Genomic DNA, 12,616 nt, shown 5'->3' with positions numbered 1-12,616 from the left:
TATCTTTGATCTAAATTAATACGTTACAAAGCTTGACTTCATCTAATAAACTCAAAATATTAAACGATCCAATTTACGGATTTATTACCATCCCGAGTGAGCGAATCTTCAGTATTATTGAGCATCCTTACTTTCAACGCCTGCGTAGAATTTCGCAAATGGGAATGTCTTACCTGGTTTATCCCGGTGCGCATCATACCCGTTTTCATCACGCTATTGGTTGTGTACATTTAATGCAGAAAGCAGTGCAGATACTTCGGCATAAAGGAGTTATAATTTCTGAAGCCGAAGAAGAGGCATTGCAAATTGCCATTTTATTACATGATATTGGGCACGGACCCTTCTCTCACGCTATGGAACATAGCATTGTAGAAGGCGTTGATCACGAAAGTATTTCTTTGCTTTTTATGGAAGAAATGAACCGCAAATTTAACCAAAGTTTAACGCTGGCCCTCCAAATTTTTCGCGGAACCTATAACCGAAGATTTTTAAACCAGTTAATCTCGAGCCAGCTGGATATGGATAGGCTGGATTATTTAAAACGCGATAGTTTTTATACCGGTGCTGCAGAAGGAAATATTAATAGTGAACGCCTAATCACCATGCTAAATGTGGTGAACGATGATTTAGTGATTGAAGAAAAAGGAATTTATTCGGTAGAGAAATTTTTAGTGGCGAGAAGGCTCATGTACTGGCAGGTTTATTTGCATAAAACAAGCCTTGTGGCAGAGCAACTTTTAATCAGGGTTTTGAAACGTGCTAAAGAGCTGGTTGAAAAAGGTGAAAAGCTTAATGCTAGTAAAGCGCTTTCGTATTTTCTTTATAATAAAATTGGTCCGGAGAATTTTACTTCAGAAACTTTATCGGTTTTTGCCCGTTTAGACGATTATGATATTATTTCGGCGATGAAAGAGTGGCAGGACCATGAGGATTTTGTGCTGAGTAATTTATGTAATATGATTATAAACCGGGATCTTTTAAAAGTAAAGATCAAGAAGAAAAAACCATCGGTAGAAAAGCTCGAAAAACGCCGCATAGCACTACAGGAAAAAGAGAATATTTCAGCAGCAGAAGCCGATTATTTTGTGTTTAGCGGCGAAGTGACCAATACCGCCTATAAAAGTGAAAACAATAATATTAATATTTTACATAAAAACGGAAAGATTAGCGATGTAGCTAAAGCATCAGACCAATTGAATCTTAAAGCCCTTTCTAAAACGGTGGTTAAGTATTATATATGCTACCCGAAGACAAAACATTAACGCTTTTTTTTTACTTTTGCCAGAATGAAATTTACAGCAGCACAAATAGCAGAGATTCTCGACGGAGAGATTGAGGGCAATCCTGAGGTCGAAGTATCTGAATTAGCTAAAATTGAAGAAGGCGGGGAAGGTTCCCTTACCTTCTTAAGTAACCCGAAATATACTTCCTATATATATTCTACCCAGGCTTCTATAACCATTGTAAATAGTGATTTTGAAGCCGAAGAACCAATTACTACCACTTTAATAAAAGTAAAAGATGCCTACAAAGCATTCTCTAAATTACTGGAATATTACAACCAGATAAAATTAAACAAACAGGGAATTGAACAACCCAGCTTTGTTTCAGATTCAGCCGAATTTGGAGAAAATCTTTATTTAGGTGCTTTCGCATATATTGGGGAAAACGTAAAAATTGGGGAAAATGTAAAGATTTATCCTAATGTTTATATTGGTGATAATGTGAAAATCGCTAATGATGTGATTCTCTTTCCGGGAGTAAAAGTTTATTCAGAAACAATTATTGGGAGTAATTGCGTTTTACATAGTGGAGTTATAGTAGGAGCCGATGGCTTTGGGTTTAGTCCGGGAGAAGATGGGATATATGCAAAAGTTCCGCAAATTGGTAATGTGATTATAGAAGATAATGTAGATATTGGGGCAGGTACCACCATAGATAGGGCTACTTTAGGTTCTACCATAATAAGAGAAGGAGTAAAACTGGATAACCAAATTCAAATTGCCCATAATGTTGAAATTGGCTCTAACACCGCCATAGCTGCACAAACCGGTATAGCCGGTTCTACCAAAATTGGTAAAAATTGCTTAATTGGTGGGCAGGCAGGAATAGCCGGACATTTGCAAATTGGAGACCGGGTGAAAATTCAGGCGCAATCTGGTATTGGCCGAAATGTAAAAGACGATGAAATGTTGCAGGGTTCTCCCGCTTTTGGCTATGGAGATTTCGCCAAATCCTATGTTCATTTTAAAAACTTACCTAAAACCATAGATACACTTAACCAATTAGAAAAAAAGATTAAAAATGGCTTATAAACAGGCGAAACAACATACCATAGATAAAGAGATTTCTCTTGAAGGGGTTGGTCTGCATACCGGGCAGAAAGTGAAAATGACTTTTAAACCTGCTGCAGAAAATACCGGTTATGTTTTTAAAAGAATGGATCTTGAAGGAGAACCCGAGATTGAAGCAGATGTAAGTTATGTGGTAAACACCCAACGAGGGACCAACCTTGAGAAGAAAGGGGTGAAAATCCAAACTTCAGAACACGTCCTTGCCGCCTGTGTAGGTATGGATATAGATAATATTGTAATTGAATTAAATGCATCTGAACCTCCAATAATGGATGGTTCTTCAAAGTTTTTCGTAGAAGCTTTAGAAAAAGCCGGAGTGGTGGCTCAGGAAGCCGAGCGTGAAGAATTTGTTGTGGAGGAGGTAATTACCTATCACGACGATGAAAGTGGAAGTGAAATAATTGTAATGCCCGCAGATGAATACCAGGTAACCACCATGGTAGATTTTGAAACAAAAGTTTTGGGCACACAAAACGCTACCATTTCACACCTTTCTGAGTTTAAACACGAAATTGCAAATGCTAGAACCTTCAGCTTTCTACACGAACTTGAAGCTTTGTTGGATCACGGATTAATTAAAGGTGGAGATTTAAATAACGCTATTGTCTATGTAGATAAAGAAATAAACGAAGAAACCTTTAAAAAACTTCGTATTGCCTTTAACCGTGATAATATTTCGGTTAAGCAAAATGGAATTCTTGATAATTTAACCTTGCATTATCCTAATGAAGCTGCGCGCCATAAACTTTTAGATGTTATGGGAGATTTAGCATTAGTAGGAACCAGAATTAGGGGGAAAATTATCGCAAATAAGCCAGGACATTATGTAAATACCCAATTTGCCCAAAAACTGGCGAAAATAATTAAAGCCGAAAAACGCAATAATGTTCCAAAAATAGATTTTGATCAGAAACCATTAATGGATGTGACCGATATAATGGATATATTGCCGCATCGCTCTCCATTCCTTTTGGTAGACAAAATTTATAGCTGTACCGATACTTGTGTGATTGGATTAAAGAACGTTACCATGAACGAGCCTTTCTTCGTGGGGCATTTCCCCGGAAAACCAGTAATGCCTGGGGTTTTGCAGGTTGAAGCTATGGCTCAAACCGGTGGTATTCTTGCTTTAAAATCGGTTCCAGATCCCGAAAATTATCTTACTTATTTTATGAAAATAGATAATGTAAGATTTAAACAACAGGTAGTACCTGGAGATACTTTAATATTCAAATTAGAATTACTTGCGCCTATTCGCCGCGGAATTTGCCAGATGCAGGGTTATGCCTATGTTAATGGGAAACTGGCTACCGAGGCCATACTTATGGCGCAAATTGTAAAATCAAAATAAAAAATATGAACCAGCCTTTAGCTTACGTACATCCGGGAGCCAAAATTGCTAAAAACGTAGTGATAGAACCTTTTACCACGATACATAATAATGTAGTAATAGGCGAGGGAACCTGGATAGGATCTAACGTAACTATAATGGAAGGTGCCCGAATTGGAAAGAATTGCAGTATTTTTCCGGGAGCCGTTATTTCTGCTATTCCGCAGGATAAAAAGTTTGACGACGAAGATACGATTACGGTTATTGGAGATAATACTACCGTTAGGGAATGTGTTACCATTAATCGTGGAACTACAGACCGAATGAAAACCGTAATCGGTAAAAATTGTTGGATTATGGCTTATTGTCATATTGCGCACGATTGTATTGTGGGAGATAATTGTATCTTTTCTAACAATAGCACGCTTGCCGGTCATATAAATGTTGGAGACTACGTGATTCTAGCAGGAATGGCGGCGATTCAGCAGTTTTGTAGTATTGGCAGACACGCCTTTGTTACCGGCGGATCCCTGGTAAGAAAAGATGTTCCTCCATTTGTAAAAGCGGGAAGAGAACCACTTTCTTATGTTGGTATTAATTCTATTGGCTTACGCCGAAGAGGATTTACTACCGAAAAGATTCGTGAAATACAGGATATTTATAGAATTTTATATCAGAAAAACTATAATAACTCCCAGGCTGTTGCTATTATTGAAGCTGAAATGCAGGCAACCGCAGAAAGGGACGAAATTTTAGAATTTATTAAAAACTCACAGCGAGGTATCATGAAAGGATACTTTAGCTCTAATTAAAACGAAAATAATGGCTAGTACAAGTGATATTAGAAACGGATTATGTATTCGTTACAACCACGATATTTTTAAGATAACTGAATTTCTACACGTAAAACCGGGAAAAGGACCTGCTTTTGTAAGAACCAAACTTAAAAGTGTAACCACGGGAAAAGTTATTGAAAATACCTTTTCTGCCGGTCATAAGATTGAAGATGTTCGTGTAGAAACCCATAAGTTTCAATATTTGTATAATGATGGGGAATTCTATCATTTTATGAATGTTGAAGATTATACCCAAATTCGTTTGGTTGAAGATGTTTTAGATCAACCAAAACTTTTAAAAGAAGGCGAAGTAGTTACGGTAATTATCAATACAGAAGATAATGCGCCACTTTCGGTAGAAATGCCTGCAAGTGTTATTTTAGAAGTATCACATACAGAACCTGGGGTAAAAGGAAATACCGCAACTAATGCCACGAAACCTGCAACTGTAGAAACCGGGGCTGAGGTTAATGTTCCTTTATTTATAAACGAAGGGGACAAAATTAAAATTGAAACCGAAAAAGGAACTTATAAAGAAAGAATTAAAGAATAGTTCTTTCAGAAATAAAGGATTGCAAATTCACAAGATCGTCATCCTGAATTTATTTCAGGATCTAGGTCAATAAAATTAATATTCATGTTAGAAGCTGAAACAAGTTCAGCTTGACGTTAAAGGATTTTTTATCTTTTTCTATATTAACATTCATCAATATGAAATTTCCACAAGAACATACGCTGCAACAAATTGCCACTATTATTGATGCTCAATATATTGGTGATGCTAATTTTCCGGTTTTGGGAATTAATGAGATTCACGTGGTAACTCCGGGTGATATTGTTTTTGTAGATCATCCAAAATATTACGATAAAGCATTAAATTCGGCCGCAACCGTAATTTTAATCAATAAGAAGGTAGATTGTCCTGAAGGAAAAGCATTGCTTATTTCAGAAGATCCTTTTTCAGATTTTAATAAACTCACCCAATATTTTAAGCCTTTCAAAAAAGCCGAAAAATCTATTTCAGATTCGGCTCAAATAGGAGAGGGCACGCATATTCAGCCTAATACTTTTATAGGGAATAATGTGAAAATAGGTAGTAACTGCCTTATTCATTCCAATGTAAGTATATATGATAATGCAGTGATTGGCAATAATGTAATTATTCATTCGGGAACCGTTTTAGGTGGGGATGCATTTTATTACAAGAAACGCGAAGATGGTTTTGATAAATTAAGATCTGGCGGTCGTGTGGTTATAGAAGATAATGTAGAGATTGGAGCAAATTGCACCATAGATAAAGGTGTTACGGGAGATACTACCATTAAAGAAGGTACTAAGCTGGATAATTTAATTCAGATTGGTCACGATACTGTAATTGGTAAAAACTGTCTTATTGCCAGCCAGGTAGGAATAGCGGGAGCTGTGACTATTGAAGATGAAGTTACCGTTTGGGGCCAGGTGGGAATGCGTAGCGGAATAACCGTAGAAAAAGGTGGAGTGCTTATGGGACAGGCCGGAATTACGAAATCTACAAAAGCCAATAAAATTTATACAGGCAATCCTGCAATGGAAGCCAGGGCTAAATTAAAAGAGTTGGCGCTTTTAAGGCAATTACCTAAATTGCTGGAAAAATTAAAGTAAAATACTATGGGCTTAAAAAGTAAAGAGATTGTTGAGAGTTTTTATACTTCCTTATTCAATGATGAAAAAGGAACATTAGACAATTATTTGCATCCCAATGTAAATCTCACCTGGTACGGAACTACCGGACTTAAAAAGCTGAATTTTGATGAGATTCTGGCCATTCGGAATGATATGTCAAAAAACTACGAATCGCTTAAAGCCGAAGTTGAAAAAACGGTAGAAGAGGATCATCAAATCGCTATTCAGTTTACCTACCACGTGAAAACCATAGAAAATCCCGATGAAGAAATGCCACTTGCCCACTTTATGGCTATCTGGGAATTAAAAGACAATAAACTTTTTAAAGGCGTACAAATCTCACAACTTGGTGAAGAGATAGACGAAAGTCCCTGGTCTTAACACATTTGTTTTTATCATTTTAAAATAAAAAAGTTAAATATTCAATTCTATGTTTGTAGAACTGAATATTTATTCTACATTTGTAGATGTAATTCTATTAATGTAGAGATGAATTTATCTAAATCAGAAGAACAGTTAATGCAAATTTTATGGAAGCAAGAAAAAGCTTTCATGAAAGATTTAATTGATGCCTATCCAGAGCCCAAACCGGCCAATACCACCGTTGCTACTTTACTAAAAAGAATGCAGGATAAAGGTTTTGTTGGTTATAAGCAGTTTGGAAGATCCCGGGAATATTATGCTTTAGTGAGAAAAAGAGATTATTCCTCGAAGCAAATGAAGGGTTTTATTAAAAACTTTTTTAATAATTCTACTTCCCAATTCGCTTCATTTTTCACCGAGCAATCTAATATGAGTGAAGATGAATTAAAAGATCTTAAAAAGATAATAGACCAGAAAATTAAAAATAAGAAGTGATGGAAGCTTATATTATAAAATCCATTTGTTGTCTTTTAATATTGTATACTTTTTATATAATATTTCTAGAGAATGAGAAACAGCATAGTTTTAAGCGCTATTTCCTGATTTTAATATTAATTTTTTCGCTCACTTTACCATTCATTACTATAAGCTATGAAGTCCAAGAACTTTCTACAGCCAGTTTTAGCGAAACTGTTTCTCAATTAGATAGTCCTAATTCAAATTCAGAAATCGGGACTAAAAATTATTTTCCTGATTTTCTATGGATTATCTATGCTATTGGGGTTGCCTTCTTTTTGGTGCGTTTTTTAAGAAACATCCTTAAATTAAAATCATCTATCAACAATAATGAAAAAGAAGTAAATAAGTTTAGCACCAGGGTTTTAATTCCTTTTGCAACTATACCTTATTCTTATTTTAAGTATATATTTCTAGATAAGGATCGGTACTTAGAAAATAAAATTCCTGGCGAAGTTATTCAGCACGAAGAAGCGCACGTGAGACAGGCTCATACTATAGATCTTTTTATCTTAGAAATTCTTCAAATTATTTTCTGGTTTAATCCAGTGGTTTATTTTTTAAAACGTTCCATCCGGCTAAATCACGAATTTCTAGCAGATGAGGCTGTGTTAAAACAAAATGCTGACCCTGTTTCATACTCTAACTTAATTATTAATAGCTCGAGAGACCTTCATCAATTCTCGTTAACGAGCCCCTTTAAACATTCATTAATCAAAAAACGAATTATTATGATTTCAAACCAATTTTCGCGAAAGTTATTTTTCAGTAAAGTCGGACTTCTAATCCCGGTTTTATGTTTGTGTATTTATTTTTTTAATAACGACATCGTTGCTAGAACAAGTCCTGGGGAGAAAGTACCCGCAACTACATCACTTCAACAAGATTATTTATTTTTTATTGAGGTAGAAGGTGAAACCATTCGCTTAAATGGAAAGCATGTAAAGCTTCAAAATTTCTCAAAAGAACTGGACAATAGTGTTAGTAAGTATTCTAAAGATGAAATAAGGAATAAAAATATCCGACTTCGTTTATCTAATATTCCTGATGATTTTGCTGAAAAGTTAAACAGAGAATACAAGAAATCGAAGTATTTTGAACTAAACCCTAGCGAAGAAGGATTGTTCCCCGAAACACCGCCCACACCAACCAAACAGGAATGGAAAGTACCCAAGCCTCCCAAAGCGCCTAAAGTAAATAAAACTGAGGCGCCGCAAGTTCCGGAAGCACCAAAAGAACCCATAATTATTGAGGTGCGTGAAGTACCAAAGGCACCCAAAGAGCCTGTTATTATTGAAGTACGTGAAGTATCTGAACCACCTGAAGCTCCAGAAGAGCCCGTGGTTATAGAAGTTATAGAGCATCGGGAAATTATGGAAAAGAGAATGAAGATTAGGGAAGAGCATTTGCTGAAAAGAGAAAAACAATTAGAATTGAGAGAGAAGGAGCTCCAAGAAAGACAACTTGAATTTGAAAATAGAAAGCAGAAAATGCTGGAAAGACGAAAAAATAACGGGGATCAGAAATCTTAATTGGAGGGTTCTAATTGAATTTTCCAGAAGGCACGTAAATTAAACTTTAACGAAACATTTCAATTTTTAGCGGTGTTTTCAGCAAAAACGCACTAATAAACTTCACAAAACGCTTTATCTTTTATTTTTAAAAACCTACTTTTGTAATCGCAAAAATCAAAAAATTTATGAGCGTTTTAGTCAATAAAAATTCAAAAATAATAGTTCAGGGATTTACCGGTAGCGAAGGTACTTTTCACGCTGAACAAATGATAGAATACGGAACCAACGTTGTTGGAGGTGTAACTCCCGGTAAAGGAGGTCAAAAACATCTTGACAAGCCGGTTTTCAATACAGTTTCTGATGCTGTTGAAAAAACCGGAGCCGATGTTTCTATAATTTTTGTACCGCCAGCCTTTGCTGCAGATGCAATTATGGAAGCCGCAGATGCAGGAATTAAAGTAATTATTACAATTACAGAAGGTATTCCTGTTGCCGATATGGTAAAAGCTTACGATTATATTCAGGATAAAGATTGCCGTTTGGTAGGTCCAAACTGCCCTGGGGTAATTACTCCGGGAGAAGCAAAAGTTGGTATTATGCCAGGTTTTGTTTTCAAAAAGGGGAAAGTAGGAATTGTATCTAAATCGGGTACTTTAACTTACGAAGCTGCAGACCAGGTTGTAAAACAAGGTCTTGGAATTACTACTGCGATTGGAATAGGTGGAGATCCAATTATTGGAACTACTACTAAAGAGGCTGTAGAATTATTGATGAACGACGATGAAACCGAATGTATTGTAATGATCGGTGAAATTGGAGGTCAGTTAGAGGCAGATGCTGCTAAATGGATCAAAGAAAACGGAAATAGAAAACCGGTAATAGGTTTTATCGCCGGAGAAACTGCACCAGCGGGACGAACAATGGGTCACGCAGGAGCAATCGTAGGCGGAAGCGAAGATACAGCTCAAGCCAAGAAAGCTATTCTTAAAGAAAATGGAATTCACGTTGTGGATTCTCCAGCTGAAATTGGTAAAAAAGTAGCCGAGGTTATGAAGGGCTAAAATCTTTCTAAATTATATTAGAATCCTCCTTATTTAGTATAAACACTAAATACAGGAGGATTTTTTATTTCTAAGCATTAGCTTTTGTTATATTTGAAACTATTAAATTAACATCAATCTTTTTATAAATATGAAATTATTAGAAGGAAAAAATGCCATAATTACAGGTGGTAGCCGCGGGATTGGAAAAGGAATAGCCCAGGTTTTTGCCGAACACGGTGCTAATGTTGCTTTTACCTATAATTCCTCCGCCGAATCTGCTAACGCATTAGCCGACGAATTGAGTAAACTTGGAGTAAAGTCTAAAGCTTATCAATCTAATGCGGCCAGTTTTAAAGAAGCAGAGCAGTTAGTGAAAGATGTGGCTAGCGATTTTGGAGCTATAGACATTGTAGTTAATAATGCGGGAATCACCAAAGACAACCTATTAATGCGCATGAGCGAAGAAGATTTTGATAAGGTGATTGAAGTAAACCTGAAGTCTATTTTTAATATGACCAAAGCAGTACAACGCACTATGCTAAAGCAGCGCAAAGGAAGTATTATCAATATGAGTTCTGTAGTTGGCGTAACCGGAAACGCTGGCCAGGCGAATTACGCAGCTTCAAAAGCCGGAATTATTGGATTTTCTAAATCTATGGCCCAGGAGCTTGGTTCCAGGAATATTAGAACCAACGTAATTGCACCAGGATTTATCGAGACCGAAATGACTGAAAAACTGGATGAAAAAGTTGTGGATGGATGGAGACAGGCAATCCCTTTAAAACGTGGTGGAAGTCCTGAAGATATCGCAAACGCCTGTGTTTTTCTTGGAAGTGATCTTAGTGCTTATATCACCGGCCAGGTACTTCACGTAGACGGCGGGATGCACACCTAGATAAATTAGTAGTTAAGAGTGAATAGTTATTAGTTAAAAGAAATACCATTAACTTTTAACTCCATTTTCAATAAATGAACATAAGCAACATCATACTCATAGCCCTGGCCTTTATCATTGCGCTGGGGTTTGCTTTTTTTCAGTATCTCTTTAAGAATAGGAATAAGAGAAGAGAAAGCTATATTTTCTTTGCTTTACGTTTTCTTTCTGTTTTTATACTTCTTTTGTTACTTATAAATCCTAAAATCACTTCTACAACTTACGAACTCGAAAAACCAAATTTAATTTTGGCTGTAGATGATTCTGAATCTATTGCACATTTAGAACAGGAAGATACAGTACAGAAAATCTTAGAAGAGTTAAGGGCGAATAAAGCACTACAGGAACGTTTTGAGTTGACTCAGTATAATTTTGGTAATGAATTATCAAATTCTAACAAGCCACAATTTAAAACACCTCAAACCAATATTAACGCTGCGCTGGAATCACTAAAAGAATTATTTAGAAAAAAAGCTACGGCCGTAATTCTTATTTCTGACGGCAATCAAAGTACGGGTAGGGATTTTCGTTACTTTAAACCAGGAAATAACCAGGAGATTTATCCCTTAGTGGTAGGTGATACCGCGCAATATTCAGATTTAGAATTAACTCAATTTAATGTAAATACCTATGCTTTTTTGAATAATAGGTTTCCGGTAGAAGTTTTTATTTCTTATTCAGGAGAAGGGCAGGTAAATTCAGAATTTATAATTCGATCGGGTGAAAATGTAATTTTTTCAGAAAAAATTTCTCTTAATCCAGATAACAATTCGGCGGTAATTCGGGCTGAGCTTCCGGCTTCGAGTCTTGGTGTTCTTTCGTATGAAGCTGAAATTATTCCGTTAGAAAATGAAAAAAACACGGCAAATAACATCAGGAAGTTTGCGGTAGAAGTTATTGACGAACGCAGTAAAATTTTACTGATAAGTGCCACGCCACATCCAGATATTGGAACATTTAAAAAGTCGATAGAAACCAATAAACAGCGACAACTGGATATAAAATATCTTCAGGATAATTTATCAAATTTGGAAGAATATCAGCTAATTATATTATATCAGCCTACTTCCGGTTTTGCACCAGTTTTTGAAGATTTGGAAGAAAATACTCAAAATTACCTATTGGTTACCGGAACTCAAACCGATTGGAATTTTCTCAATAATATTCAGGATTTTGTAGAGAAAGATTTTATGAATCAGTCACAGGAAATTTTTGCTGTAAAAAATCCCAATTTTAATCAATTTCAATTTGAAGAAACAGGGTTTTTAGATTTCCCCCCGCTCGAAGATAAATTTGGAAATCTTAGTGTTCAAAACAGTAATTTTGAAAGCATTTATTTTCAGGAAATAGAAAATGTAGAAACTTCTCAGCCCTTAATCGCTATTGCCGGTGAAGGCCAAAATAAAAACGCATTTATTTTTGGAGAAAATATCTGGAGATGGCGCTCTAATACTTATTTAGAGAATAAATCATTCGAAAAATTCGATAATTTTATTGGCAAACTGGTTCAGAATATAGCTTCTACCAAACAGCGCGATCGGTTAACTGTAGATTATAAATCTTTTTATTACGAAAATGAAGCTATAAAGATTACCGCCAATTTCTTCGATCAAAATTATCAATTTGACCCAAACGCAGATTTAGTGATTTCCGCAGAAAATTTAGAATCTCAATTGATTCTAAAAAACAATGGTTATGAAGTTGATTTTGGCAGTTTACCAGCTGGAACTTACGATTTTAAAATTACTGAATCTACCTCTCAAATAGCCCGTACCGGAAGTTTTGAAGTAATTGCATATAATATTGAACAGCAGTTTATTTCAGCCAATAAAAATGCAATGCAAGCTTTAGCTGAAAACTCTGGCACTAAAGTTTATTATCAAGACCAACTTAAGGAGATAAGTAATGCACTTCTAACTAAGGATAAATACAAACCTGTTCAAAAAAGCCGTCAAAAAATTGTACCTTTGGTAGACTGGTATTACCTTCTATTTCTGCTTGTTTTGATACTCGCCGCAGAATGGTTTTTCAGAAAATACAAAGGATTAATTTAAATACAATTAC

Annotated in this window: 12 protein-coding genes; all 12 read left to right on the top strand. The window is 35.7% G+C overall.

What is annotated here, in order from left to right; genetic code table 11:
* Positions 1 to 32 precede the first annotated feature (32 nt).
* The 12 genes from B5488_RS09190 (at position 33) to B5488_RS09135 (ending at position 12,606) form a co-directional block, all read left to right on the top strand.
* Entirely contained in the window at positions 33 to 1,262 is a 1,230-nt protein-coding gene (locus B5488_RS09190) for an HD domain-containing protein (RefSeq protein ID WP_079734988.1), read from the top strand.
* Between the two features lie 24 nt (positions 1,263 to 1,286).
* Positions 1,287 to 2,315, top strand: a complete 1,029-nt coding sequence (lpxD, locus tag B5488_RS09185) for a UDP-3-O-(3-hydroxymyristoyl)glucosamine N-acyltransferase (protein ID WP_079734987.1) — start codon at positions 1,287 to 1,289, stop codon at positions 2,313 to 2,315.
* Positions 2,305 to 3,705, top strand: coding sequence for a bifunctional UDP-3-O-[3-hydroxymyristoyl] N-acetylglucosamine deacetylase/3-hydroxyacyl-ACP dehydratase (locus B5488_RS09180; RefSeq protein ID WP_079734986.1), 1,401 nt, complete (start codon positions 2,305 to 2,307; stop codon positions 3,703 to 3,705). Before lpxD ends, B5488_RS09180 begins: the two co-directional genes overlap by 11 nt.
* Positions 3,706 to 3,710: 5 nt before the next feature.
* The gene (gene lpxA / locus B5488_RS09175) at positions 3,711 to 4,496 is read left to right on the top strand and encodes an acyl-ACP--UDP-N-acetylglucosamine O-acyltransferase (RefSeq protein ID WP_079734985.1); all 786 of its coding nucleotides are present in this window, start codon (positions 3,711 to 3,713) and stop codon (positions 4,494 to 4,496) included.
* 10 nt (positions 4,497 to 4,506) lie between these two features.
* Positions 4,507 to 5,073: an elongation factor P gene (efp, locus tag B5488_RS09170; RefSeq protein WP_079734984.1), complete on the top strand. Its 567-nt coding sequence runs from the start codon at positions 4,507 to 4,509 to the stop codon at positions 5,071 to 5,073.
* A 158-nt stretch (positions 5,074 to 5,231) separates the two neighbouring features.
* Entirely contained in the window at positions 5,232 to 6,161 is a 930-nt protein-coding gene (locus tag B5488_RS09165; protein ID WP_079734983.1) for a UDP-3-O-(3-hydroxymyristoyl)glucosamine N-acyltransferase, read from the top strand.
* Between the two features lie 6 nt (positions 6,162 to 6,167).
* Positions 6,168 to 6,563: a nuclear transport factor 2-like protein gene (locus B5488_RS09160; RefSeq protein ID WP_079734982.1), complete on the top strand. Its 396-nt coding sequence runs from the start codon at positions 6,168 to 6,170 to the stop codon at positions 6,561 to 6,563.
* Positions 6,564 to 6,671: 108 nt separating this feature from the next.
* Positions 6,672 to 7,040 (top strand): BlaI/MecI/CopY family transcriptional regulator, encoded by a 369-nt coding sequence (locus tag B5488_RS09155; protein ID WP_079734981.1) that lies wholly within the window; start codon positions 6,672 to 6,674, stop codon positions 7,038 to 7,040.
* Entirely contained in the window at positions 7,040 to 8,593 is a 1,554-nt protein-coding gene (locus B5488_RS09150; RefSeq protein WP_079734980.1) for a M56 family metallopeptidase, read from the top strand. Before B5488_RS09155 ends, B5488_RS09150 begins: the two co-directional genes overlap by 1 nt.
* A 167-nt stretch (positions 8,594 to 8,760) precedes the next feature.
* Positions 8,761 to 9,636, top strand: a complete 876-nt coding sequence (gene sucD, locus B5488_RS09145) for a succinate--CoA ligase subunit alpha (RefSeq protein WP_079734979.1) — start codon at positions 8,761 to 8,763, stop codon at positions 9,634 to 9,636.
* 130 nt (positions 9,637 to 9,766) lie between these two features.
* Positions 9,767 to 10,513 carry a 3-oxoacyl-[acyl-carrier-protein] reductase gene (fabG, locus tag B5488_RS09140; RefSeq protein WP_079734978.1) on the top strand — a complete coding sequence of 249 codons (747 nt, stop codon included), beginning with the start codon at positions 9,767 to 9,769 and terminating at the stop codon, positions 10,511 to 10,513.
* A 74-nt stretch (positions 10,514 to 10,587) separates the two neighbouring features.
* Positions 10,588 to 12,606, top strand: a complete 2,019-nt coding sequence (locus tag B5488_RS09135) for a hypothetical protein (protein ID WP_079734977.1) — start codon at positions 10,588 to 10,590, stop codon at positions 12,604 to 12,606.
* Positions 12,607 to 12,616 lie beyond the last annotated feature (10 nt).

The sequence above is a fragment of the Salegentibacter salegens genome (genome assembly GCF_900142975.1).
Lineage (GTDB): Bacteria > Bacteroidota > Bacteroidia > Flavobacteriales > Flavobacteriaceae > Salegentibacter > Salegentibacter salegens.
This window is presented reverse-complemented; position numbering and strand designations above follow the sequence as displayed.

What these genes read in the sequence shown, in the direction of transcription:
- sucD (WP_079734979.1), top strand. Translation starts at nt 8,761, where the DNA reads ATGAGCGTTTTAGTCAATAAAAATTCAAAAATAATAGTTCAGGGATTT.
- B5488_RS09150 (WP_079734980.1), top strand. Translation starts at nt 7,040, where the DNA reads ATGGAAGCTTATATTATAAAATCCATTTGTTGTCTTTTAATATTGTAT.
- B5488_RS09165 (WP_079734983.1), top strand. Translation starts at nt 5,232, where the DNA reads ATGAAATTTCCACAAGAACATACGCTGCAACAAATTGCCACTATTATT.
- B5488_RS09160 (WP_079734982.1), top strand. Translation starts at nt 6,168, where the DNA reads ATGGGCTTAAAAAGTAAAGAGATTGTTGAGAGTTTTTATACTTCCTTA.
- B5488_RS09180 (WP_079734986.1), top strand. Translation starts at nt 2,305, where the DNA reads ATGGCTTATAAACAGGCGAAACAACATACCATAGATAAAGAGATTTCT.
- lpxD (WP_079734987.1), top strand. Translation starts at nt 1,287, where the DNA reads ATGAAATTTACAGCAGCACAAATAGCAGAGATTCTCGACGGAGAGATT.
- lpxA (WP_079734985.1), top strand. Translation starts at nt 3,711, where the DNA reads ATGAACCAGCCTTTAGCTTACGTACATCCGGGAGCCAAAATTGCTAAA.
- B5488_RS09135 (WP_079734977.1), top strand. Translation starts at nt 10,588, where the DNA reads ATGAACATAAGCAACATCATACTCATAGCCCTGGCCTTTATCATTGCG.
- fabG (WP_079734978.1), top strand. Translation starts at nt 9,767, where the DNA reads ATGAAATTATTAGAAGGAAAAAATGCCATAATTACAGGTGGTAGCCGC.
- B5488_RS09155 (WP_079734981.1), top strand. Translation starts at nt 6,672, where the DNA reads ATGAATTTATCTAAATCAGAAGAACAGTTAATGCAAATTTTATGGAAG.
- efp (WP_079734984.1), top strand. Translation starts at nt 4,507, where the DNA reads ATGGCTAGTACAAGTGATATTAGAAACGGATTATGTATTCGTTACAAC.